Annotated in this window: 15 protein-coding genes; 8 read left to right on the top strand and 7 right to left on the bottom strand. The window is 63.1% G+C overall.

Features of this window, described 5'->3' with window-relative positions; genetic code table 11:
* Positions 1–53: 53 nt before the first annotated feature.
* From OPIT5_26285 to OPIT5_26270, 4 genes are all read right to left on the bottom strand, one after another.
* Positions 54–854: a hypothetical protein gene (locus OPIT5_26285; GenBank protein ID AHF94768.1), complete on the bottom strand. Its 801-nt coding sequence runs from the start codon at positions 852–854 to the stop codon at positions 54–56.
* Between the two features lie 131 nt (positions 855–985).
* Complete coding sequence (locus OPIT5_26280) at positions 986–1,681, bottom strand: N-terminal cleavage protein (protein AHF93202.1); 696 nt, start codon at positions 1,679–1,681, stop codon at positions 986–988.
* 50 nt (positions 1,682–1,731) lie between these two features.
* Positions 1,732–1,902: a hypothetical protein gene (locus OPIT5_26275; protein ID AHF94767.1), complete on the bottom strand. Its 171-nt coding sequence runs from the start codon at positions 1,900–1,902 to the stop codon at positions 1,732–1,734.
* Positions 1,899–4,667 carry an alpha-L-rhamnosidase gene (locus OPIT5_26270; protein ID AHF93201.1) on the bottom strand — a complete coding sequence of 923 codons (2,769 nt, stop codon included), beginning with the start codon at positions 4,665–4,667 and terminating at the stop codon, positions 1,899–1,901. The genes OPIT5_26275 and OPIT5_26270 overlap by 4 nt, the downstream gene beginning before the upstream one ends.
* 244 nt (positions 4,668–4,911) lie before the next feature.
* Here OPIT5_26270 and OPIT5_26265 point away from each other — a divergent pair, with 244 nt between their 5' ends.
* From OPIT5_26265 to OPIT5_26255, 3 genes are all read left to right on the top strand, one after another.
* Complete coding sequence (locus OPIT5_26265; GenBank protein ID AHF93200.1) at positions 4,912–5,769, top strand: AraC family transcriptional regulator; 858 nt, start codon at positions 4,912–4,914, stop codon at positions 5,767–5,769.
* 95 nt (positions 5,770–5,864) lie between these two features.
* The gene (locus tag OPIT5_26260) at positions 5,865–7,418 is read left to right on the top strand and encodes an alpha-N-arabinofuranosidase (protein AHF93199.1); all 1,554 of its coding nucleotides are present in this window, start codon (positions 5,865–5,867) and stop codon (positions 7,416–7,418) included.
* 107 nt (positions 7,419–7,525) lie between these two features.
* A complete protein-coding gene (locus tag OPIT5_26255; protein ID AHF93198.1) occupies positions 7,526–9,013 on the top strand; it encodes a glucose-inhibited division protein A in 1,488 nt (495 codons plus the stop codon).
* 135 nt (positions 9,014–9,148) lie between these two features.
* Here the strand turns inward: OPIT5_26255 and OPIT5_26250 are convergent, their stop codons facing one another.
* Complete coding sequence (locus tag OPIT5_26250) at positions 9,149–10,942, bottom strand: hydrolase GDSL (protein AHF93197.1); 1,794 nt, start codon at positions 10,940–10,942, stop codon at positions 9,149–9,151.
* 465 nt (positions 10,943–11,407) lie between these two features.
* On the opposite strand from OPIT5_26250, the gene OPIT5_26245 reads away from it, so the two are divergent.
* The 5 genes from OPIT5_26245 (at position 11,408) to OPIT5_26225 (ending at position 18,926) form a co-directional block, all read left to right on the top strand.
* A complete protein-coding gene (locus tag OPIT5_26245; GenBank protein AHF93196.1) occupies positions 11,408–13,627 on the top strand; it encodes a type II secretory pathway protein in 2,220 nt (739 codons plus the stop codon).
* Positions 13,628–13,632: 5 nt separating this feature from the next.
* Positions 13,633–15,435, top strand: a complete 1,803-nt coding sequence (locus OPIT5_26240) for a hypothetical protein (GenBank protein AHF93195.1) — start codon at positions 13,633–13,635, stop codon at positions 15,433–15,435.
* The gene (locus tag OPIT5_26235; GenBank protein AHF93194.1) at positions 15,432–16,310 is read left to right on the top strand and encodes a hypothetical protein; all 879 of its coding nucleotides are present in this window, start codon (positions 15,432–15,434) and stop codon (positions 16,308–16,310) included. The genes OPIT5_26240 and OPIT5_26235 overlap by 4 nt, the downstream gene beginning before the upstream one ends.
* A 77-nt stretch (positions 16,311–16,387) precedes the next feature.
* Positions 16,388–16,927 carry a hypothetical protein gene (locus OPIT5_26230; GenBank protein ID AHF93193.1) on the top strand — a complete coding sequence of 180 codons (540 nt, stop codon included), beginning with the start codon at positions 16,388–16,390 and terminating at the stop codon, positions 16,925–16,927.
* 268 nt (positions 16,928–17,195) lie between these two features.
* A complete protein-coding gene (locus OPIT5_26225) occupies positions 17,196–18,926 on the top strand; it encodes a general secretion pathway protein E (GenBank protein ID AHF93192.1) in 1,731 nt (576 codons plus the stop codon).
* Between the two features lie 478 nt (positions 18,927–19,404).
* Here the strand turns inward: OPIT5_26225 and OPIT5_26215 are convergent, their stop codons facing one another.
* Together OPIT5_26215 and OPIT5_26210 are read right to left on the bottom strand one after the other, a co-directional pair.
* Positions 19,405–20,352 carry a thioredoxin reductase gene (locus tag OPIT5_26215; protein ID AHF93191.1) on the bottom strand — a complete coding sequence of 316 codons (948 nt, stop codon included), beginning with the start codon at positions 20,350–20,352 and terminating at the stop codon, positions 19,405–19,407.
* Between the two features lie 432 nt (positions 20,353–20,784).
* The gene (locus OPIT5_26210) at positions 20,785–21,438 is read right to left on the bottom strand and encodes a hypothetical protein (GenBank protein ID AHF93190.1); all 654 of its coding nucleotides are present in this window, start codon (positions 21,436–21,438) and stop codon (positions 20,785–20,787) included.
* Between the last annotated feature and the right edge of the window lie 122 nt (positions 21,439–21,560).

The raw sequence follows: 21,560 nt of genomic DNA, 5'->3' as shown, positions 1-21,560 counted from the left end.
CCGGGATCAATGATGACATTGATCCCGGTTTAATTGGGGGATCGTTTGCTGTTTTACCTCAGCCTGCGCATAAAGATGCATGCCAAGGCGGCACCTATTCCTCCAATGAAGGCTGAAGTGCCGGGTTCGGGAATTGCAGATGTGCTGAGCGAGAAATTATCCAAATATCCTGTTTGTGCCGTAGCGGACTTCCCGTAAAATGCGGCATATTTGATTAAGTCGTTGGTGAAAACCCCGGTGACGCTGGAGAAGGCGGACGTCAGATCTATGCCTCCAAGACTTACATTGGCAACTCCTCCGGTCGTCGTGTTTATGGTATAGGTTAGCGTATAAAATGAACTGGTGTCAAAAGCGGAAGGGTTTGACCATGCTGCGGTGGCGTATGTTGTGGCACTGCCCCCACTGGTGACGCTGATGAGGCTGAGGGTTCCGGATGCATTGAGAACAAAACCTCTAAAGTGAACCTTGGGATCCTGACCCTGCGACCGTGCAGTCTGATAAAAGCCGAGACCTATACCCTGCGTGACGCCACCGCTTGTGTCCATACTTGCCAGTTTGAGATCCGCGCTGATAGTGAGATTTTTAATGCCACTATCTCTTCCCTGGATATCGATGAAGGCGTCCGCATTATAGGTTGTGCTTACTGTGCTCGCAGTAGTGGTTCTAACCACAAGAGAACTCAGCCCGAAGGTTTGCCACTGAACACCGAGCAGGTTTTCGCCACTGGGCGAACGACCGGCAATGGTTGCGACTGTTTCGCTGTCGAAGGTGTCGGAAAAGAGAATGGCGGCCCGGGCCTGAAGTGGCAGGGCACAGACGAACCCTGTAAAAAACAGTGCGGCGTGAAGACGCATGGATATTGTATTGTTTTTGGTGTTCATAATATATGTAGTCAGAAGTTTGATATGTGCAGGATAGGTGAGTAGCAGGTTTGATTTTTGACGGATTGAGAGATCGTTATATTTTCTGTTCGAGGTGAGGAGGATCAGGGTTTCCAGAAGCGTTTGCCGTCTTCGGTGGTGATGTCGGGGACTTCTTTGACGGAGCCGACGTGCCCGTCCAGATAGAGGACGTTGGAGTGATTTCCGTGTATTTTGGGGTCCAGAATCGCATTCGGGTCATTTCCAGCCATGAGCTTGTTGAAGCCGGCCCCGTTTTCTTTTACTTTGGGTTCACCCAGCAGGCAAAACCGGGAGGGGGCGTTAAATTCGCTGATGTTTCTGCCGCTGGTTTGTCCGTTGCTGGCGGCAACGTTGATAGCGTAGGAGGTGGCGGAGGAGGAGTTCGCCGGATCAGGGACTGTTTTGACGTTGGTTTCGCAAAGCAGGACGGTTTTGATGCCGGTCTTGATGGTGGGCAGTTGGGTGCCTCTGAGTCGTGCGCCAATGTAGTCGGGGCCGGTATTGTCGTAGCCGATCAGTGCATAGACCCAGTTTGTGGCGGGGGAGCCGGGGGCCGCCGCTCTTTCAGCGAGGGGGAGCCTTCCCTTGTTGTCGGCCATATAGAGCTGAAAGCCCTGGCCGAGCTGGCGGAGGTTGGAGATGCAGGTGGCGTTGCGCGCGGTGCTGCGGACCTTGCCCAGCACCGGGATGAGGATGCCGGCAAGGACGCCGATGATGGCGATAACCGTGAGCAATTCGATCAGGGTAAACGCCGTGATATTGTATTTTGGCGAGTTCATTGGGAGTTTGGGTTTTCTGTTTTCAGTTTTGATCAGAAATGGATTGTTTGTCATGGCACGACGGCGTGGGTGATCGGGCTCCAGGGGCCTTTATCCCCGCGGGTGTTTTCCCAGCGCAGGGCGAAATAAACGGTTTTGCCGCGCTGGTTTTCGTCGAAGTTCAGCGTGAAGGGACTGCGGGTGTCGAAGCCGGAGCGGGTGAGGTCGTTGAGGAGTGTCATGAGGTTAATGATACGGTTTGCGGAGTAGTATCCTCCTGGTTTGGCGCACGGGTGTTGTTTCCAGTGAAAACCGGAAGGTTTTTGACTACAGGCACACCATCCGGAGCGGCGACGTCGAGCGAGCGTGCGGACCAGTCGATGCGGACGGTGACCGGGCCGGCGGGAGTGACGACGGTGCCGGATACGGTGTCCCAGCCGGCGTAGTGAGGTTTTACTACAATGCGGGCGGAGGTGGTCGGGGTGGCGTGGTGGTAACGGACGCCGAGGACGGTGTCGTGGAGCCAGGCGAGGGGGACCGCCGCCCAGCCGTGCGAACCGGTCGGGTCAACGGGCTGGCGATCCGGGCCGGAGAGGAAATATTCGGGGAGGGGGCCGTCGGGGAGGTGCGGACCGTAGGTGGCGGCGAGGTGCGCGGCGGCGAGGGGGCCGAGGCCGTGTTCGCTCAGGACGCAGAGGGCGCGGTAGATTGTGGTGGGCGTGTTCCAGCGTTTGATCGGAGAATTTTGGGGAGGGATGCCGTCGGGCGCAGGGAAGGCGGTTTGCAGCATGGCGCGGGCCGTGGCGCGGTCGGGGATGAGTCCGTGGTAGATGGCATTGACCACGGCGGCCTGGCCCCAGGCATGGGGACCGGCATCGGAGGTCCAGAGTTCGGCGACGGAACAGAGGCCGGAGGATAGAGGCCAGAAGCCAGAGTCCGGAGTCCGGAGGCCAGAGCCGTCATGCGAGTGGAGAGCGGATGTTGTGGTTTTTTCTGGCTTCTGGCCTCCGGGCTCTGGCCTCTGGCTTTCCGTAAGGAACCGCCGGAAGGCGGCACGGAGGCGGGCGGCGCGGTGACGGTATTCGGCGGCGTCGGCGGATTCGTCGAGGGCGTCGGCGATTTCCGCGGATTGCAGGAGGTAGCCGTAATACCAGGTGTTGGGGATGCTTTCGTAGCCGGATTCGCCGGTGGCGTGATCGAGGCGTTGGCTGCCGTGGTTGTCGGCGAGACAGTTTTCCCCGGTGAGGAGGCCGTCGGCAGTGGTTAAGTGTTTAAGTGCGGTGAGAAATTTTTTTAGCGCAGGGTAGTAGCGTTGGAGAAGGGTGGTCTGGCCGGTCCATTGCCAGTCGTCGTGGAGGAGGCCGATCCAGGTCATGCCCCAGTCGAGGAATTGGCAACCGGAGGTCTGGTAGTCTTCGGGAGCGAAGACACGGAAGAGGCCGGTTTGCGGGTCCTGCTGCTCGACGGCGTGGCGGAGCGTGACCTGGCGGAGCGCCGTGTCTCCAAACCACGTGGCAGCGAGGCGGGCGCGGTACTGGATGTCTTCGAGCCACTGCGCGTCCTCGCGGCCCGGGGTGTCCACGTAGGTATCGGACATGGTGATACGGGCGTGGTCGAGGCAGAGGCGGACGAGGGCCGCGCCGAAGCGGGGCGCCCGGATTTGAAATTGGGAATCCAGGATTTCAAAGGCGCCGGTTTGGGTGACGGGGTGCTGACTGGTGCGGCAGGCGATGCGGGAGATGACCGTGGTGGCGAGGTTGTCGTCGCTTCGGTGGACAAGAAGGTAGCGCCAGGTGCGTTCTTCGGGGAGGGTGACGGTTTGCGGACCGCCACGCAGGATGACACGATCCCCGAAAGGGGAACCGCAGGTGAATTCGGGGTCAAAATGGCCGTCGGACGTGATGAGGGGAGCGCCGTCGCGGGGATTGGTGGCGAGTTCGCCGTAGCCGAATTCGAGAATCGCGCCGGCGGGGGCATCGGCGATGTCGAGAGTGAGGTAGCCGTGGACGGGACGGGCGAAGTCGAGAGTGGTGTAGGTGGAGGCGGCGACGGCTGCGCCGTCGTCGAACACCGAACGCTGAACATTCAACACTATTGAAGGGAGCGGGCGACGCTGCGCGTCGTCGGCGGGCGGGACGCCCGCGGCACGCGGAGAGGCAACGCTCACGGGCAAGGATGCCCGTGCCACGTCGGAATCATGGGCAGGATGCCCATGCCACGTTGCGGGCGGGACGCCCGCGCCACGGTCAGGGTGGTGCAGGGTTTCGCGGATACGGCGGCCGACCTCGTGGTCGGGGAGGGCAGCGGTGGAGGCGGTGCGGGTGATGCGGCCGGTGGAGATCAGGCGAGCAGCGGGGATGTAGTCATCGAGAGTGAGGACCGGGGTTTCCTTGCGGAGCGGACAGGCCCAGGCCTCGGAGATGACAGGGACGGCGGGGCGCCAGTCGGGGCGGTTATCACCGGCGGGCGCGTGAAGGCCGGGGGCTTCGCGACGGGTGTCGAGGAGAACAGGGAAACGGATGCGGCGGGCGCCATCGTGGCCGATGGTCTGGTGCGGGTGCGGGTCGAATTCGTCCGCGTCGCGCCAGTTCCAGGTGGCGTCGGTGGCGGCGTTGTTTTGTTCACAATCCCAAACGAGCGCGATGCCGGGGCGTCCGCCGGGAGAACGCTGGAAGGTGGGTACGCCCCACCAGTGATGGAGGACGACGAGGACGTTTTCACCTGCGATGAGAAACGGCGAAAGGTTGAGGGTTTCGACGGGGATGTGCGGGGTCATGAACCGCATCGTGCGGTCGAGGACAAGGCGGCCGTTGAGCCAGACGCGGGCGGTGGGGTCGGCGGCAAAACCGGCGTATGCGGACGTGCCGTTGCGACCGGGTGTCCACGAAAAAACTTTCCGGAAATACGTCCAGGTGTTGGGTGCCGCGCAAAGGGAGGCGTCGCGCCAGATGAACGGCAGCGGGGCGCGGGGGGCCGGAAGCGGACGGGACTGGAAAGGTGGACGCATGGAAAACAGGGCGGACAGAGATCGCGAGGATCGGGCTGTGAACAGGAGGCTGAAAGGTTTAAGTTATGAGGTCAAGTGTTTTTGTTTTCAGTCGACAGCATCCCCAGGAAATCCAGGCGCCTCAGGCCCTGCGTGAGGTGTCAAGTGGCGCAGATTCCGCGAATTGGATACCGCCCGGTGCACTTATCGCTTTGACAAGAGGGCACGCGCCTGACGCTTGATGGTCATTCATTGAAGTACCCGGATGCAGCTCACCAGGACAGAAAGCTTTTGCGATGTGATCGACCGGTTGGAGGTAGACCGGAAGCAGTGTCCGCCATTGAGAAATCTGGGGTTGCTCAATGTGGGGATCACGCACGCCAGCGGCAACTGGTGTTTCATCCGGCCCGAGCCGGGTTTCGGGCTGGTGATCGCGACCATTTCGGGCGCAGGCATGGTGGCATGTCGCGAGAGCTGGCAGGAGGCGGAGTGGGAAACGGCCTACATCATGCCGCCCGGCGTGGCGCACGGCTACCGGGTGAGCCCGCGATCCGGCGAATGGAAGTACGCATGGGCAAAATTCGAAACGACGGAAAAATATCCGGAACTTTTTCAGGATGCTCACCCCGGGCTGATGCCGGCGGCTTCCTATGCGCTGGAGGCGGCAAACCGCGGGCTGTTCACCGAGGTGACGAGGGGAAACTCGCCGCAGCTTGTCGGCATCTGGTGCGATCTGGTCCGGGCGTCATTGACTGCCCTGACGAACCGACGGGCCATGGATCCGCGAATCGAAAAATTATGGGAAGTGGTCGTGCAGCGGCTGGAAGAGGATTGGGTGGTGGAGAAACTGGCGGCGGAGGCGCATGTCGGCAGGGAGCACCTGCGGCGGCTTTGCCAGCGACACTACGGGTGCAGTCCACGTCACCGGCTGACACGGCTTCGCCTGCGAAAATCCTGCGAATTGCTGCTGCTGACGGATACCACGCTCGATGTGATTGCGGAGCGGGTGGGATTCAGCGATGCGTTTTCTCTCAGCAAGGCGTTCGCGCGGGAATACGGGATGCCGCCGTCGCGTTATCGGGAGAAGGCGAGAACGACCGCGCGGGAATCGGGCATGGTGTAGGTTTTTCCGCCGATCCGGCGATGGGGATTTGAGACATGGACCGGGGCGGGCGGGACATGGTGCGGCGGGACAAAAGGCGGTAGAGTCTGCGCCTCATGAAACCCGCTTGTGTGAAACCCTTTTCCAAAAACGTTTACTCCGCGAGCGTGGCAGTCGATGCGGCCGAGGCGTTCGGCGCGATCGAGCCGGAAATCTACGGCCAGTATTTCGAGCATGTGAAGGAGTCCGAAGAGTGCATCTATCCTGCGGTGTGGGATGACCGGTCTCCGTTGTCCGACGAAAAGGGCCTGCGCAAGGATGTGATGGCGGCGGCGCGGGAAATGGAGGTGCCGGTGGTGCGATGGCCGGGCGGATCTTTCGCGGATGTGTATCATTGGGAAAACGGAATCGGCCCGCGGGAGAGGCGGCCGGTGTTGCCGAACAAACATTGGGGCGGGCAGGAGTCTCATCAGTTCGGGGCCGACGAGTTCCTGCATTGGTCGGAGCAGGTGGGGTGCAAACCGTATCTCAACGTAAATCTCGGCTCGGGCACGCTCGAGGAGGCATTGCGGTGGCTGGAATACTGCAATGGCGGAGTCGATACGGAGCAGGGAAGACGGCGGGCGGCGAACGGCCGTGCGGAGCCCTATGCGGTGCCGTACTGGGGGATCGGCAACGAGACATGGGCCCCGGGGGAGACCGGGCACATGGACGCGGCAACGTATGCGAAGACGCTGGCGCGGTGGGCGTCCGCGATGAAAGAACGCGACCCTTCCATCAAGATCCTCGCGGCGGGATCGAGCGCGGGAAACGATCCGGCATGGGACCGCGAAGTGCTGGCAAACGCCGGTGAGTTGATCGATTGTCTGACGCTGCACATGTACGCCAGCTCCTCGAAAGACGTGGCGGATGAATACGAAACGGTGGCTTTCACGCCGGTCTATTTCGATTTTCAGATCAGGAAGATGCTGGCGGCAATCGACGGGGCCCGGAACGAAACGGGCCTGAAAAAGGAGGTGCGAATCGCCATCGACGAATGGAACATCCGCCACTACGCGACGAGCGACAGGAGTTCCCACGCCGGCCTGTTGCGAAAGGATCCGCGCAACGTGGAGGATGCGGTGTTCGTGGCGGGGACCCTGAACGTGATGCTGCGACACTGTCCGCGGGTCGCGATGGCGAATTACGTGTTTCTGGTCAACGGCCACGCGCCCTTGCTGGTAAATGCCGATCGGGTGGTGAAAACGACCCTGTTCCATGTGTTTCGCCAATACACAAAATGGATGCGAGGCCAGTCCCTCGAAACGATCGTGGAAAGTCCGTCGGTGAAAACGCCTTCGCTACGCAGCGCGAGTGCGTATTTGAAAGGGTGTGACGCGCAGGAGTCGCCGCTGCTGGATTCCGCGGCGGCATTGCACGACGACGGCACAATCGTATTGAGTCTGATCAACCGGCATCGTTCGGACGCGGCGGAGGTTGCGCTGAGGCTACCTGCGGGGTACCGGGTGAAACGGTCCTGGACACTGGGACACGAAGACCCGAAGGCGGCGAATGATTTTGGAGATCCTGAAAAAGTGCTTCCGGTCGAGCAGGACGTGGGCGAAACCGTCGCCTCATGGAACTGCGCTCCGAAGACCGTGGTGCTGCTCTCCTGCGGAAAAGAAAACTGATTCTCAACAAAGCAACTGTCATGGAACACTCGAAAGCGGACAACAGGTTTCCGGGAAAAACGGAGCAGAAAAAATCGTGGGACAACGTGATGGAGCCGGCACGGCTGGTGCCGGTGACGCACGAGCCGGATGTGCTGGTAATCGGCGCGGGGCCGGCGGGGATCGGCGCGGCGGTGGCGGCGGCGCGCAACGGAGCGAAGGTGCTGCTGGTGGAGCGTTACGGTTTTCTCGGAGGAAACCTGACGGCGGCGATGGTGAATCCGATGTTCACGTTTCACGACATCCGCGGCGAACAGGTGATACGGGGAATCGCGGGCGAGGTGGTGGAACGGCTGGTGGCACTCACGGCCTCGCCGGGCCATGTGACGGATCTGACGTTCGACAACGCGTCGATGACGCCTTTCGACCCGGAGGGGATGAAGCTGCTGTTGTTCGACATGACGGAGGAGGCGGGGGTGGAACTTTTGTTGCACAGCGTGTTCGTGGACGCAGTGGCGGAGGACGGACAGGTGCGACATGTGATCATCGAAAACAAATCCGGACGACAGGCGATCCGTCCGAAGTTTGTCATCGACTGTTCGGCAGACGCCGACGTGGTTGCCAGAATCGGGGCTCCGTTTGAGATGGGACGCGCGGATGATGGCGCGTTGCAACCGGTGACGCTTTTTTTCCGGATCGGCGGCATCGATCATGGCCTTCTTCGCAGCTGGATGAAGGCCAATCGCGAACGGTTGAAGGATTCGCCAACCGACGAGGAAATCGATTCGAACCGGATGCTGGCGTTTCTCGGGCTGTCCGATCTGGTGAAGGAGGCGATGCAGGCGGGCGAGTATCCCGCGGAGGCGGCGCCGAGAATCCTGATGTATCAGCTCCCCAATGACGGACAGGTCGCGGTAAACTGCACGCGTCTGCAAGGGATCAATGGAACGCGGGTGGAGGACCTGACCCGGGCGGAAGTTGCCACACGTCGTCAGGCCTGGCAGGTTCATCGGTTCCTTCGCAAGCATGTCGGCGGATTCGAGGCGTCCTGCATTGTCGATACCGGTGTGCAGGTGGGCGTGCGCGAGACGCGACGGATCGTCGGCGATTATACGATGGTAGAGGAAGATGTGTTGAGCAGCCGGGCATTCCCGGACGGGATCGCCTGCGGGACATTTGCGATCGATATCCATCCTCCGGATGGAAAAACACAGATATTCACCGGTTCGGGCAGGGCGGTATACGAGATTCCGTATCGCAGCCTGTTGCCCCAGGGCGTGGACAACCTGCTGGTGGCGGGTCGTTGTATTTCGGCGACACACCATGCCTTTGGCTCGGTCCGCGTGATGGCGACCGCGATGGCCATAGGCCAGGGAGCGGGAACGGCAGCCGCACTGGCAGTGAACAACGGGGTATCGTCACGAGCAATCAACACCGACGAGGTACGCTCGCGTCTGATACAGCAGGGCCAATATCTGTTGGGCACGAGTGTGCCATCGCTCAGGGAAAAATCGCTGGAGCTAAAACGAACCCGGGGGCAGGGATCACGGGCAGGGCACCACAATCCGTTTATGAACCCTTCCTCCGGGATGGAGACAGGCACGGCATCTCTCTGAAGACCGGCTCTGCCGGAACGCATCGAAGCGTCGCCGGGGTCGGAGGCGAGGCGCTGTGCGCCCCGCCCGGCAGGCGGGCCGCAGACGCCCCTGCCGTTACAGGAGGGGCGGGGGGCGGGTCGATGGCGTCGGCAGTTATCTGGCCGGCGCGAAGACCTGCACGTCCGTCGTAAAGGCGAACGTGTTGTTATAGTTCACACGTTCGGCGTGGTGGTCCACATAGGTGAGGCGGACGTAACGGGCGGCGGCGGGCTCGAAGTTGAAGAGGCGTTTTTCTTCCTTGCGCAACGAGAAGGCGTAGCGGCCGACCTCGGTGAAATTCTGTCCGTCGGCGCTGATCGAAACCGCGACGGTTTTGGTGGAGCCGAAGGCGGGGACGCCGGTGACGATGTGGCCGATCGTGGCCGGCGTATCGAGGTCGACGGTCACGCTCTTGGGGAAGGTGTCCTTGTCGTCCGTGGCCCAGGTATTCGTCTTGTTGCCCGCCCAGGAGCCGTCGGTGAGGCCGCTGTCCCAGCCATAGGTATTGGGAGCGGTGGATTTCCATTTTTTGTTGAGCGCGAGGTTTTGGCCGACACCGGCGGGGAGTTGTTCGGCAGGCACACCCTGGGCGGCGATCTGGTCCTGGGTGAGACCTTTCAGTTCGTAGCGGCGGACAACGGGCTGCGCGGCGGCGCGCTGCATGCGGGCGGCGGCGAGGTCGGCATCGTCGAGCGCTTTCATCACGTCAGGCAGAGAGGCCCGGATGGCTTCGCCGGCATTGGCGTAGGGAACCTGGAAGGTGCGCCAGCGGGTATTGTGGAGGTTGGCGCGCTGAATCGTGAGCTTGTGGACTTCGGCGGCCTGGGCGGCCATGGGCGTGGCGAGGGTGGCGAGGTTGATGCCTTCGGCAAGCTGGGCCGGGGTGAAGTGACCCACGGGTTTGCCGTCGATGGCCAGGTCGTAGCCGGCGGCGGTGAGGCCGGTGACGCGCAAGGGTTGCCGGTCGAGGTCGGCGATGAAGCCGGAAGAGCGGACGGCGAGAGCGGTTTCGGCATTGCCCATGTCGACCGGCATGGGGAGCGCGGCATCGAGCTGGGACCAGGTGATCGCGGCCGGCGTGACATTCAGGCCGGTGACGCGGGTGTTTTCGGCGCGGGTGATGCGCGAGGCGGCAGCGTCGATGGCGACATCGGTGACGATGGACGGAGCATTCCAGGATTTGAGAAGCGCGGCGGCCATGATGAGGTGGCCGGAGCCGCCGGGATGGACGCGGTCGGGAATGATTTTTTCCGCGAGTTTGGCGTCGGTGGCCTTGGCTTTTTCAAGCATGGCGACGACAGAGGTGTTGAGGTCGGCAACGTTCTGGTTGTTCGCGCTGGCGATTTCCTTCACCGCGGCGCCGTAGCGGATGAGGACAGAGTTGTAACCGCCGGGAATGTTCGGGTTGGGGGCGCGGGTAACGTCATCGTAGGGCGAGGGCTGGATGAGCGTCAGGCGGATGCCGGGGAGTTTCTTCTGCACCTTTCCGACGATGGAGGTGAGGCCGTTTTTGTAGGTGTCGAAAATCCCCTGGTCGAAGGCCCGGTAGCTGCCGTCGTTCATGCCGAGCATGATGGTCATGACGGTAGGGTTGTAGGCATACACGTCGCGTTCGAGACGGGTATCGATGGGACCGCCGCCGGAATTGCCGCCGGTGACGCGGTCTCCTCCCCAGCCGGAGTGGGTGAAAGAGATGCCCAGCGCGGGGAAGCGTGTGACGACAAAGGTCTCGGCAAACGTGGTGTAGAGGCGCTGGTCGGTGATGCTGTCGCCATAGAAGACGACGCGGTCGCCGTCCTTGAGATAAAAGCCGTCGGCATCGGAAGAGGAAGCCGCGCTGGTGACCGGAGCGAGGCCGGTCGCGACGAGCGCGGCGGCCAGGGTGAGGAGTCGGATTTTTTGGATCATGGGAAAAGAGGAGCTGGAAAGCGGGGCAGGGGAGGGGGCGGGTGAAAGGCGGTGAGGCAGCCAGCAGGTGGAAAGGGCAGGAATATTCCGGGACGAGAGGGAGGACGAAAGCCCGAGACATCAGCCATTATGATGGCGGGCATCAATACCGAATTCACCGGTCTCATGCTGGGCGGTTGCATTTCAGGCGGAAGGGGGTGCCACGCGCTCTGGCGGAGCCGGAAACCGGACGCCGCCACCTCTCTTCTGGCATATGCGGTATCCATGAATACGCCCGTTACCGCCGGGGAGGGAAGGGGGAGGCGAGGCGGCGGGAGGACAACTCTTTTGCGCAAACACCCGAAAATGTTGTTTACAGCGGATGTCGGGAAGAAAGCGTTGAGCGCATTGCTGCCGGGCTCCGCATCAGCATTCCCTCCGGCGGGAATTCTGGAGCGGAAACCTGTCGCCCCCCTTTTGTTCATCATGGTCATCTTCCTGCGGAAATTCCCGTCATCCTGGTTCCTGTTCATCGCTATCCTCGGAGGGTGTCTGGCTCTGTTTGCCGGTTGCCAGAGCTCCTCCTCGAAGACGTCTTCCGATCCGGCCAAAGGCAGCCCGGCACCGGCGGAGCTGCCCCGCCCGCCCGTCAGTACGACGCACGACAAGGAAATCCGCGCCGTCCTCGATGCGGCCCGCACCGGCAAATGGGAGACCGCCGAGGAACAGATCGCCGATCTCAAGCGGCGCGACCCTTCCGACCCGACCGTGGATCGCATCTATAGCTGGATTTTCGTCGAGGCGCAACGGCGGCGCGACCGTTCGCTGGAGAACGAATTGCGTGACATCGAGTCCACCGACACCCGCTTCACCAACAACTTCCAGGACTTTTTCACCGAATCCAAGGCCCGCGGCCTCGACTTGCCGCAAAGCCTTCGCGAGGCGCTCGATGATGTGCCCAAGTCATCCGTCATTCCTCCCACTTACGGGCAGACGGTCAACCGCTCGGGCCCGCTCGTCGGCATCGATGAGAGCGAGGGTCCGATGGAGACTTTGCTCAGGAAGCCCGTCACGCTCCAGGTCGATGACGTGACGCTCGAGTCGATCATTTTTACCGTCGGCAAGAGCACCGGCATCAACTTCGTCGCCGACCGCGGCCTTGCCCAGTTCCAGAAAAAACTGAGCGTAAACATGAAGGACGTGCCGCTCTCGCAGTTTCTCAACTACGTGTCGCGCCAGATGGAGCTGCATTTCGAGGTCGGCGACAACCTCGTGTGGATCGTCGATGCCAAGGAGAAGAAAAACCTCTTCGAGGAGACGCGCTTTTACCGGCTCTCGCGCGGCTTCGTGATGCCGGCCCAGTTCGGGGCGAGCGAAGTCAAGGAGACCAAGGTGACGGACAAGGATAAAACCACCGTCACCACCAACCAGACCATCGAGCAGTTTGTCCGCGACGGCGCGCCCGCCTCTCCCTCGATCGAGACGGCCATCCAGAAATTTTTCACCGGCTCGAAGTACATGATCGACTACGAGCGCAACATCATCGTCGCCACCGGCACGCGCGACCAGCTGAAGTCCATCGAGAACATTATCCGCGAGTTCGACCGGCCCGTACAGCAGGTGCTGATCGAGGCGCGCTTCATCACCATCTCGGAAGCCGCTTTCCAGCAGCTTGGTCTCAACTGGGAAACCAATCGCCCCGCCACCGCCACCCGCTCCGCGACCGACTACACCGGCATCGCCACCAACGTCGGCTTCGGCCTGGAACGCACCTTCACCAGCGTGTTTGGCAGCGACACCCTCTCCGCTACCCTCACCGCCATCGAGCAGAGCGGCGAGAGCCAGACGCTCAGCGCGCCCCGGCTCACCGTCGTCAACAACCGCCCGGCCACCATCCGCGACGGCAAGACCCAGTACTACTACGAAGAATACCAGGTCTCGCAGACTATCCTGGAAAACCGCTCCACCTCCTCGCTCGTGCCCAAGGGCACGCCGACCAAACTCACCGCCGGCGTGTCGCTCGACGTGCTCGCCAGCATCGGCGGCGACGGCCACAGCATCATGCTCGCGCTCAGGCCCAGCGTCTCGCAGGACGTGGAGCTCGTGACCTTTGCCACCATCAGCGACCTCGATGCCGACGGCAAGGTGGTGAGCACCTTCGACATCAAGCTCCCGCAATCCCGCGACCAGGAACTCTCCACCCGCGTCATCGTCCAGTCCGGCGAGACGGTCGTCATGGGCGGCGTGATCGAAAACGAGCAAAGCACGTTCACCGAATCCGTGCCCATCCTCGGCGCCATTCCATTTATTGGCGCGCTGTTTCGCACAAAAACGGAAGTCAGCAAGCCGCGTTATCTGCTCATCTTCGTGACGGCCACGTTGTTGTCCGAAAGCGGCGAATTCATCCGCTACAACAATGCCTCCGGCGGGCGCGCCGCCGCCGGCACCACCACCGTCGAACCGCGCCGTCCGGGTCTGCCACGCCGTATCCGCAACCGTACGCCCGAGGAGCCGATTTATTCGCCGGTCCCGTCCGCGTCCGCCACCAACGAAGCACCGGCGCCGGCCGTCCCCCCCGCACCCGCGACACCGGCTCCCGCCACGCCGCCAGCCAGCACCCCGCCGCCGGCTGACGCTGCGCCGCCCCCGGCTACGCCTGCTCCCGCGCCCGCGCCGGCCCCCGAACCCGCGCCCAGGACGCCTTGATCGCGATGCCGGACTCCGCCCTCAGCTCCGCTCGCCGGTTCCTCTCCGGGATCGCTCCGCGCCGGCAACGCATCTCCATCCAGGCCGGCGACGCCACCGCGCGCATTCTCCTCACCCGCCGCGAGGTCTCCGGCCTGCGTATCGAGAAACTCGTTACCATCGATCTTGCCGCCGACGGCCTTCTCACGCCCGAGGAGATGGCCCGCCGCGTGGGCCAGATTCTCGACGGCATGCCGGCATCCGCGCCTGTCGCCGTGGCGCTGCCCCTGGGCCGCTCCCATTCGCAGATCATGGAGCTGACTCCCGGCGATACCCGCGCCCCCTGGCAGCTCACCCAGGCAGTGGGCGGCCGGCAGTTTGACCAGGTGCCGAGCATTTTCGATTCCCGTCGCCTGCGCGCCTTCGACAACCATGCGCATCCCGCGTGGGTGACCATCGCCCGCGAGGCGGACGTCGAGTTGCAACTCCTCCGCTGCGGACTCGATGCCGAAAGCGTCACGCATGTGAGCAGCGCGGACGGCGCACTCGCCGCCGCTTTCGCCGAAGTCTCCGAGCGCCCGTCCTCCGCCGTCCTGGTCGAACTCGGGACGGTCTCCGGCATGCTTGTCCTCATCGTGGACGACCAGGTGGTCTTTTCGGCCGGCATCGACACCGGCGCCACGGCCTTCGTCGCCGCCCTCGCCGCCGACCTTCACTGCCCGGCGGAGGAGGCCGAGATCGTCATCCGCCGCGAAGGTCCCGCCGCCGTCAGCGACAGCACGCCGAAACTCCGGGCCGCGCTGGCGCGCTGGAGCAACACCATCGAGACGCTCCTGCGCGAACACGCCCGCGAAACCGGCGCCAGTCCGGAAGCGCTGCTCGTCCTGCCGCGCTGGTTCAGCGGTTCGCTGCTGGAAGACTACAAGGCCCGCGCCATGGTCGAGGCCCATGCCGGCGGCGACGCCTCGCAACGCTGGCCCGAGGTCGCGGTGGGCGACGGCCACTCCGTATCGCTCGCCGCCTGCGCCATCGCCTGGGGCGTGGCGGCGATTTCCAGCGGACTCCAGCCCGCTCCCGCCAACCTGCTCCCGGCGGTCGCGCGCGAAGCCCGCCGCCTGCGTCGCCGCACCGGCTGGCTCCACGCCGCCTGCCTCGCGCTGCTCTTGCCCGGCCTGATGGTCGTTGGCCACGCCTGCGTCACCCGCCTCGACAGCATTCACCGGAAGGAACAGCGCCTCGCGTTGCTCGAAGAGGCCCGCGCCGCCGGCCCGCGCCTGGCGGACGCCCTTGCCGCCCGCGAAAGCGCCTACCTCGAAGCCGCCCCCTCGCTTTACCTGCAAAAACGCACCCGCGATCTGCTCGGCGGCCTCCGCACCCTGCGCTCTCTCCGCACGGAAGGCAGCGAGGCCGCCAGGGACAAAGCCGATTTCTGGTACGCGGTCATTGCCGATGTCGAAACGTACTCGGGCGGTGCGCTTCCCAAAGGGTCTCCCGCCGCCACGCCCGAAACACAGCTCCTGCGCGGCTGTTTTTCCCGTTCCAGCGGACTCGTCGTCGAGCTCAGCCTCGCTCCCGCCAACAAGGACCCGCTCGGCACGATCGGCGCGCTCGTCAACGCCCTCCGGACCACGGGGCACTTTACCAGCGTGGACATCCTGCCCGTGCGCGCGCGCCAGGCGCTGGCCGACCCTGCCGTGTTCGCGCCCGGCGGGGATTTTGCACTGGCGCTGGAGACCACCCCCTTCGAACACACGCTGCCCCCGCCTCCTCCGGCTCCGCCGGGCGGCAACGGCGGCAGCCGCAGCCGGGGAGGGCTTTTCGGACCATGATCCCGTTTTACAGCCAGCGCTTTTTTTACGCGATCGTCGTGCCGCTTGTCGTGGTCCTGCTGGCCCTCGCGATCGCGCACCGGCCGCTGGTGCGTCGCGAAGCGGACACCGACCGCCAACTCGCCGAACTCAAGGCTGCGCTCGTCAATGTCGGCCACGGCGCCGATCCGGCCGAGCTGAAACGCCAGGCAGACGCGCTCGCCCGCGAGACCGCCGTCCTTCGCGATATCGCGGCCGAAGCCCGTTCGCTCGACCGCGCCCCGCTGGTGCGCGCCCATACGGACGACTCGTTCCAGTTGATCGAATTCGAGCAGGAGCGCGCCGCCGCCACCCAGGCTGCCCGGGCCGCCGCCGCCAAGGCCGGCGTGAAACTCGCCGACAGCGCTTTCGACATCCTCTCCGATGCGTCGCTGAGCCCCCCGCAGCCTCGCCGCCGCTGGGCGCAGCTCGAACTTGCCCGCATCATCTGCGACCACGCCATCACCGCGAAAGTCGCCACCTACGAGGCGCTCCCCGTGCCGGCCACCCGCGAGATGCGGCTCGATGCCGGCGGGCCGCTCCTCGCCGTGGAAATCCTGTTTTCGGCCAGGGTCACCGGCAAAAGCGACCGCGTGCAGGCCTTCATCGAACAACTCGCCCTCGGCACGCCGGCGGCGAAAGACGAACAAAAACAAAAAAGCGCCGACGCCACCGACACTGCGACCGACGACGACGGGGCCGCAGCCGGGGATGACAAAGGCGTGGCCGTCCCGGCGAGCGACCACCGCGTGCTCATCGAGCACCTCGTGCTGCGCAAGGAAGGCACCGCCGCCTCCGACGAAGCCTCGGCCACCGTCGTCGTTGCCGGCCTGCTTTCCGGAAAAACCGAAAACTGATCACCTCTCCCGCCGCCCCCCATATCTCGCACAACGCTCATCCTTCCCCTATCTCCCATCCTCCCTCCTTCCGAAAAATGCCCACCGCCCGACGCCATCTCGTTATCGCCGCCAGCACGCTGGGAGTCCTGCTGGCCGGAGGCGCGTTGTTTTTTTTCGCGAGCGGCACGAGCGCGCCGCTCGACTCCCTGCCGGCTGCCACCGCGCCGCGTCCCGAGAGCAAACTGAGTACGACCGACCGCGAGACGCTGGCCTTTTTCCACCAGACACCGGCCGCACCCGGAAACGGGCAAGGGTTGTTCGAGACCGATTTTTTCAAGCCGCCGCCCGCTCCGCCCAAACCGCCCGACAAACCGCCGCCGCCCAAGCCTCCCCCTCCCACGGACCGTCAGGTGCCTGTCGCCTACCGCGGCATGGCCGAGTTTCCCGACGGCAGCCGCATCGCCTGGCTCGTCGTCGAGGACAAGCTCGTGCAGCGCCGGCCGGGCGAAACCGTCACCGGCGCCTGGACGCTGCACGACTTCGACTCCGGCGAAGCCCGTTTTGCGCGAGACGACCAGACCGCGAAAGTCGCCTTCAACAAAACGACCACACTTCCCGTGCCGGTTGAAAAATGACGGATTGCGGATGACGAATTACGAATGGGAACTTCTAAAAATTGAACAGAAGGCAACGAAGAGAACGAAGAACAACCAAGGACGCTTACTGTTCACTCCTGTTTAAATTTTTTAAAATAAATAACTTATTGTTCAGGGTCTTCTTTGTTTTACCTTCGTTTCCTTGGTTTCCTTCTGTTCAAAAATGAATTTTTAGAACTTCCCGAATGAACCAGACGCTCCGCCTTTCTCCCTTCTCCATGCTTCCTCCCTCCTACGTCATTCTCCGATGAACCTCATCGAACAGGAAGCCGCCGTGCTGCTCCGGCGCGGCATCATCGACCAGCGCAAACTCGACCTCGCCCGTCGCCGCAGCCAGCTCCAGCAGATCCCGCTTCACCGCTCTGTCGTCGACCTCGGTTTCGCCACCGAGCGCGATGCCTATGACGCCGCCGCCGAGGCGCACGGACTCGATTTTATCGACCTCACCGAAGTCACTGCGGCGCGCGAGCTCATCGCCCAGGTGCCCGTCCGCATCGTGCTCACCCACCGGCTCGCGCCCGTGTCGCTCCAGGACGGGCTCCTCGTGGCCGCCTTTGCCGAGCCGCCCACCAGCACCGACCTCGGAAAACTCCGCCTGCTCCTCGGCCTGCGCATCCGCGCCGTGCTCTGCGGCCCCGCCGCGATGCGCGACTACGTGAAACGCCACTACGGACTCGGCGCCGACACCATCCAGATGCTCTCGCAACAGCAGGGCACGGCCGATCCCGCCGACCAGATCGTTTTCGACGTGCAGGACAAGGATGCCGACGCCAGCGCCGACCCCTCGATCATCCATTTCGTCGACCAGATCCTCTCCGAAGCCCTCCGCCTCGAAGCGACCGACATCCATCTCGAACCCTTCGGCAACACCGTAAAACTCCGCTACCGGATCGACGGCCTCCTCCAGGACATCCCGATCCCCGAAGGCCTGCGTTCGCATTACCTCGCGCTCGTCTCGCGGCTCAAGGTCATGGCCGACCTCAACATCACCGAGCGCCGCATCGCGCACGACGGACGCATCGCCATGCGGCGCGGCGACCGGCAATACGACCTGCGCGTCTCGATCATTCCCACCACCCACGGCGAATCCATCTGCCTGCGCGTCCTCAGCCGCGACAACCTGCTCGTCGAAAACCTCTCGCGCCTCGGCATGGAGCCCGAGCAACGCGCCGTGCTCGAAGACCTCTCGCGCCTCCCGCAGGGCCTCGCGCTCCTCACCGGCCCGACCGGCAGCGGCAAGACGACCACGCTCTACGCCCTGCTCTCCGCCGCGCGCGACGGCTTGCGCAAGATCATCACCATCGAAAACCCGGTCGAATACACGCTCGACGGCGTATCACAAATCCAGACACGCGAGGAACTCGGCCTCGATTTCGCCGCCGGCCTGCGCTCCGTGCTCCGCCACGACCCCGACATCATCCTCATCGGCGAGATTCGCGACAAGGAGACGGCCGACGTCGCCATGCACTCCGCGCAGACCGGCCACCTCGTTTTTTCCACGCTCCACACCAACGACAGCGTCAGCGCGCTGACGCGTCTCGTGGACATGGGCGTGGAGCCCTGGGTGATCGGCGCCTCGCTCGCCTGCAGCATCGCGCAACGCCTCGCCCGCCGCGTGTGCCCGCACTGTTCACAGCCGGACGAGACGATCGACCCGGCCACGCGCGCCGAAATGGCCGCCTCGATCGGCATCGCCCCGGAAGACGTGCGCGCCTGGCGCGGCGCCGGCTGCCCCGAATGCCGCGGCACCGGCGAACGCGGCCGCGTGGCGATCTACGAGATTTTTATCATGACGGACGAGGTGGTGGATCTCCTCTCCTCGGCCAGTCTGAAAACGGTGGCCCTGCGCGACCTCGCCCGCAAGCAAGGCTGGAAACCCCTCCGGGAACAAGGCTGGCGGAAAGTACAACAGGGCGTGATCTCGATCGCCGAAAACCACCGCCTCACCCGCCGCCTGCAACTCGGCACGACGGCATGATGCCGTCGGCGCGAGACCGTCCTTTATACCGGCGACTCTGATGTTTTGGGAAGTTCTGAAAATTCATTTTTGAACAGAAGGAAACGAAGGTAAAACAAAGGAGACTCCGAACAATAAGTCATACCAAAGCCCCAAAGCCTTCGGATTTTTACACAAAGGCCGCAAAGAGCGCAAAGGATTGCCAGTTACCTTCTTCGCGTCCTTTGCGGCCTTTGTGTAAAATCAAAAACATTCGGGACGCTGGTATCATTTGTTTTACTGACGTTACGCGGAGCGGCCTTGAAGTGGCGCGGGCGTCTCGCCCGCAGACGGCGCAGGAGCGCCGCCCTGAGACAAGGCTGAGAGGGCATCTCCAATTTTCAGAAGTCCCCTTTTGATCTTACACCAAGGTCGCGAAGAACGCGAAGTTTCAGAACACCGGATCCTTGCGCTCTTGGCGACCTTTGTGTAAAACCCCGGAGAGCGCGGGACGCCGGTATTACCCGGCGTGTTCAGCCAGCCAGCGCTCGGCCTCGATGGCGGCCTGGCAGCCCATGCCGGCGGCCGTGATCGCCTGACGGTAAACATGATCGGCGCAATCGCCGGCCACGTACACGCCCGGCACGCGGGTGCGCACCTGTGAACCTGCCGCCGGGATGAAATAGCCGTTCTCGTCCACCTCCAGCGCACCGGCAAACGGTGCGGTGTTCGGCTGGTGACCGATGGCGACGAAAATGCCCTTGACCGGCAGCGTCCGCTCCGCGCCCGTTCCGACATGACGCACGGTGAGCCCGGAAACCGAGCCGGCCTCGATCCCCTGCACGGCGACGGGCACGTGATCCCACACGGTTTCGACTTTCGGATGGGCGACCACGCGGTCGGCCATGATCTTCGAGGCGCGCAGGGCGTTGCGGCGATGCACGAGGTAAACCTTGCTGGCGAAACGCGTGAGGAACAGCGCTTCCTCGGCCGCGCTGTCGCCGCCGCCGATCACCGCGACCTCCATGTTGCGGTAAAACGCGCCGTCGCAGGTCGCGCAGGTGGTCACGCCCTTGCCGCCGTAGAGTTCCTTTTCGCCCGGGATGCCGGTGAGGCGGGGCGAGGCGCCGGTGGCGATGATCACGCTCCGGGTGAGGACGGTGCGGTCGTCGCAAACGATCTTCAGCGGTTGCGAGGAAAAATCGACCGAGTTGACCTGGGCCTGTTCGAAGCGGGTGCCGAAACGCTGCGCCTGTTCGCGCAGGTTCTGCATGAGCTGGTAGCCGTCGATGCCGGTCGGGAAGCCGGGGAAATTTTCCACCTCGCTGGTCGTGGTGAGCTGTCCGCCGGGCAGGGTGCCTTCGATGACGAGCGGATTGAGGTTGGCCCGGCCGGTGTAGATGGCCGCGGTGAGTCCGGCGCAGCCGGTGCCGACAATGACGATGTTTTCGACGGAAGAAGTGGGCATGATCGTTGGTCCTGGTGTGTGGTCCTTTGAGTAAAACCTTACACGAAGCGTCAAATGCCCGCCGCCGACAAACACGAAAACACAGGGATTTGTGCGGGGGGTACGATTTGGCCCGACAACCGCCAGGACCGGAGTGTCGGCATCGTATCCTGCCAGTGTCCCAAAATCTCCGGATTTCCACCCCAAGCGCGCAAAGGGCGCAGAGAGTTAAATTTCAGGTACTTCGCGTTCCTGGCGATCTTTGTGTAACATGGGGAACATCAGGTTTCATTCACGGGATGGCAACTGCAGCACAGGCAGGCGAACGAACAATCGGCCGGAAGCTTATCTGCCCGGGGACGCCGATAGCTGACAGGAGCCCGATACTGCGGGCCGCAAGATGGCACGAAAACAATATCGGGTGCAGGCAGGCCGGGCTTCCCGCCGTATCTGTCATGCGTCACTTCCGGCGGGAGGGGCCGGTTGCCGTCGATATCGATGAAGCAGGGAGGCCGCTGCGAGTACCGCCGCGCTCGCAAGGAGCGTCCATGTCGACGGCTCGGGAATCGGCGTTCCGATGAGATTCCCGTAGGTGTCGGTAAGAATCATCTGGTACGGTCCGGCAATACCGGGGAAGGGGAACCCACCGTTCTCGGCAAGTACCATGTAGCCGGGTCCGAGGGTGAAGATATCGCCGGGCAGAAAATTCAGGAATCCCGCCGGAGTATTGCCGTCCTCCGCTGTGAAACCCAGAACCAGATCCACATCCGAAATCTCTCCGAGAGTTTCCGGCTCGGAACCGATCGAGCTCCAGTAGCCCACGTCCGCGCCATTGATGTAGACGCGATTGAGTCCCTCATCGTATCCGGAAAGCCCACCGTCGACGAAACCCAGGGTCGACTCCGCACTGGCATAGGCGTTTTTGAAAACCAGATATCCTGTCCAGATTTCGGCGGGGGAAGAGATCTCGAACGATAACGGAGACGAGACGGTCGCCCGGGCATCTCCCGCGATGAACGGATTGTCTTCGAAGGTAATCTGGGCAGACACGAGGGAAGGAAAAACGGCGCAGAAAACGGCCGGCAGGATGGATGTGATTTTCTTCATATGCAGATAATTGCGCGTGTGTGGCGCGGTTATCGCAAATCGAGCAGAAAACAGACCAGAGGCGGGCCAGGAATGCAGACAACTGGCGATTGCAGTCTGGTTTATTCCTCGGCGTAATTCGT

It is taken from the genome of Opitutaceae bacterium TAV5 (assembly GCA_000242935.3).
Lineage (GTDB): Bacteria > Verrucomicrobiota > Verrucomicrobiia > Opitutales > Opitutaceae > Geminisphaera.
Note: the sequence above shows the minus strand (reverse complement) of the source record. Positions and strands in the feature narration are given on the sequence as shown.

Bases quoted from the DNA above. Each gene is read 5' to 3' on its own strand.
- OPIT5_26285 (AHF94768.1), bottom strand. From the start codon at position 854: ATGCGTCTTCACGCCGCACTGTTTTTTACAGGGTTCGTCTGTGCCCTG.
- OPIT5_26280 (AHF93202.1), bottom strand. From the start codon at position 1,681: ATGAACTCGCCAAAATACAATATCACGGCGTTTACCCTGATCGAATTG.
- OPIT5_26275 (AHF94767.1), bottom strand. From the start codon at position 1,902: ATGACACTCCTCAACGACCTCACCCGCTCCGGCTTCGACACCCGCAGT.
- OPIT5_26270 (AHF93201.1), bottom strand. From the start codon at position 4,667: ATGCGTCCACCTTTCCAGTCCCGTCCGCTTCCGGCCCCCCGCGCCCCG.
- OPIT5_26265 (AHF93200.1), top strand. From the start codon at position 4,912: ATGCAGCTCACCAGGACAGAAAGCTTTTGCGATGTGATCGACCGGTTG.
- OPIT5_26260 (AHF93199.1), top strand. From the start codon at position 5,865: ATGAAACCCGCTTGTGTGAAACCCTTTTCCAAAAACGTTTACTCCGCG.
- OPIT5_26250 (AHF93197.1), bottom strand. From the start codon at position 10,942: ATGATCCAAAAAATCCGACTCCTCACCCTGGCCGCCGCGCTCGTCGCG.
- OPIT5_26245 (AHF93196.1), top strand. From the start codon at position 11,408: ATGGTCATCTTCCTGCGGAAATTCCCGTCATCCTGGTTCCTGTTCATC.
- OPIT5_26240 (AHF93195.1), top strand. From the start codon at position 13,633: ATGCCGGACTCCGCCCTCAGCTCCGCTCGCCGGTTCCTCTCCGGGATC.
- OPIT5_26235 (AHF93194.1), top strand. From the start codon at position 15,432: ATGATCCCGTTTTACAGCCAGCGCTTTTTTTACGCGATCGTCGTGCCG.
- OPIT5_26230 (AHF93193.1), top strand. From the start codon at position 16,388: ATGCCCACCGCCCGACGCCATCTCGTTATCGCCGCCAGCACGCTGGGA.
- OPIT5_26225 (AHF93192.1), top strand. From the start codon at position 17,196: ATGAACCTCATCGAACAGGAAGCCGCCGTGCTGCTCCGGCGCGGCATC.
- OPIT5_26215 (AHF93191.1), bottom strand. From the start codon at position 20,352: ATGCCCACTTCTTCCGTCGAAAACATCGTCATTGTCGGCACCGGCTGC.
- OPIT5_26210 (AHF93190.1), bottom strand. From the start codon at position 21,438: ATGAAGAAAATCACATCCATCCTGCCGGCCGTTTTCTGCGCCGTTTTT.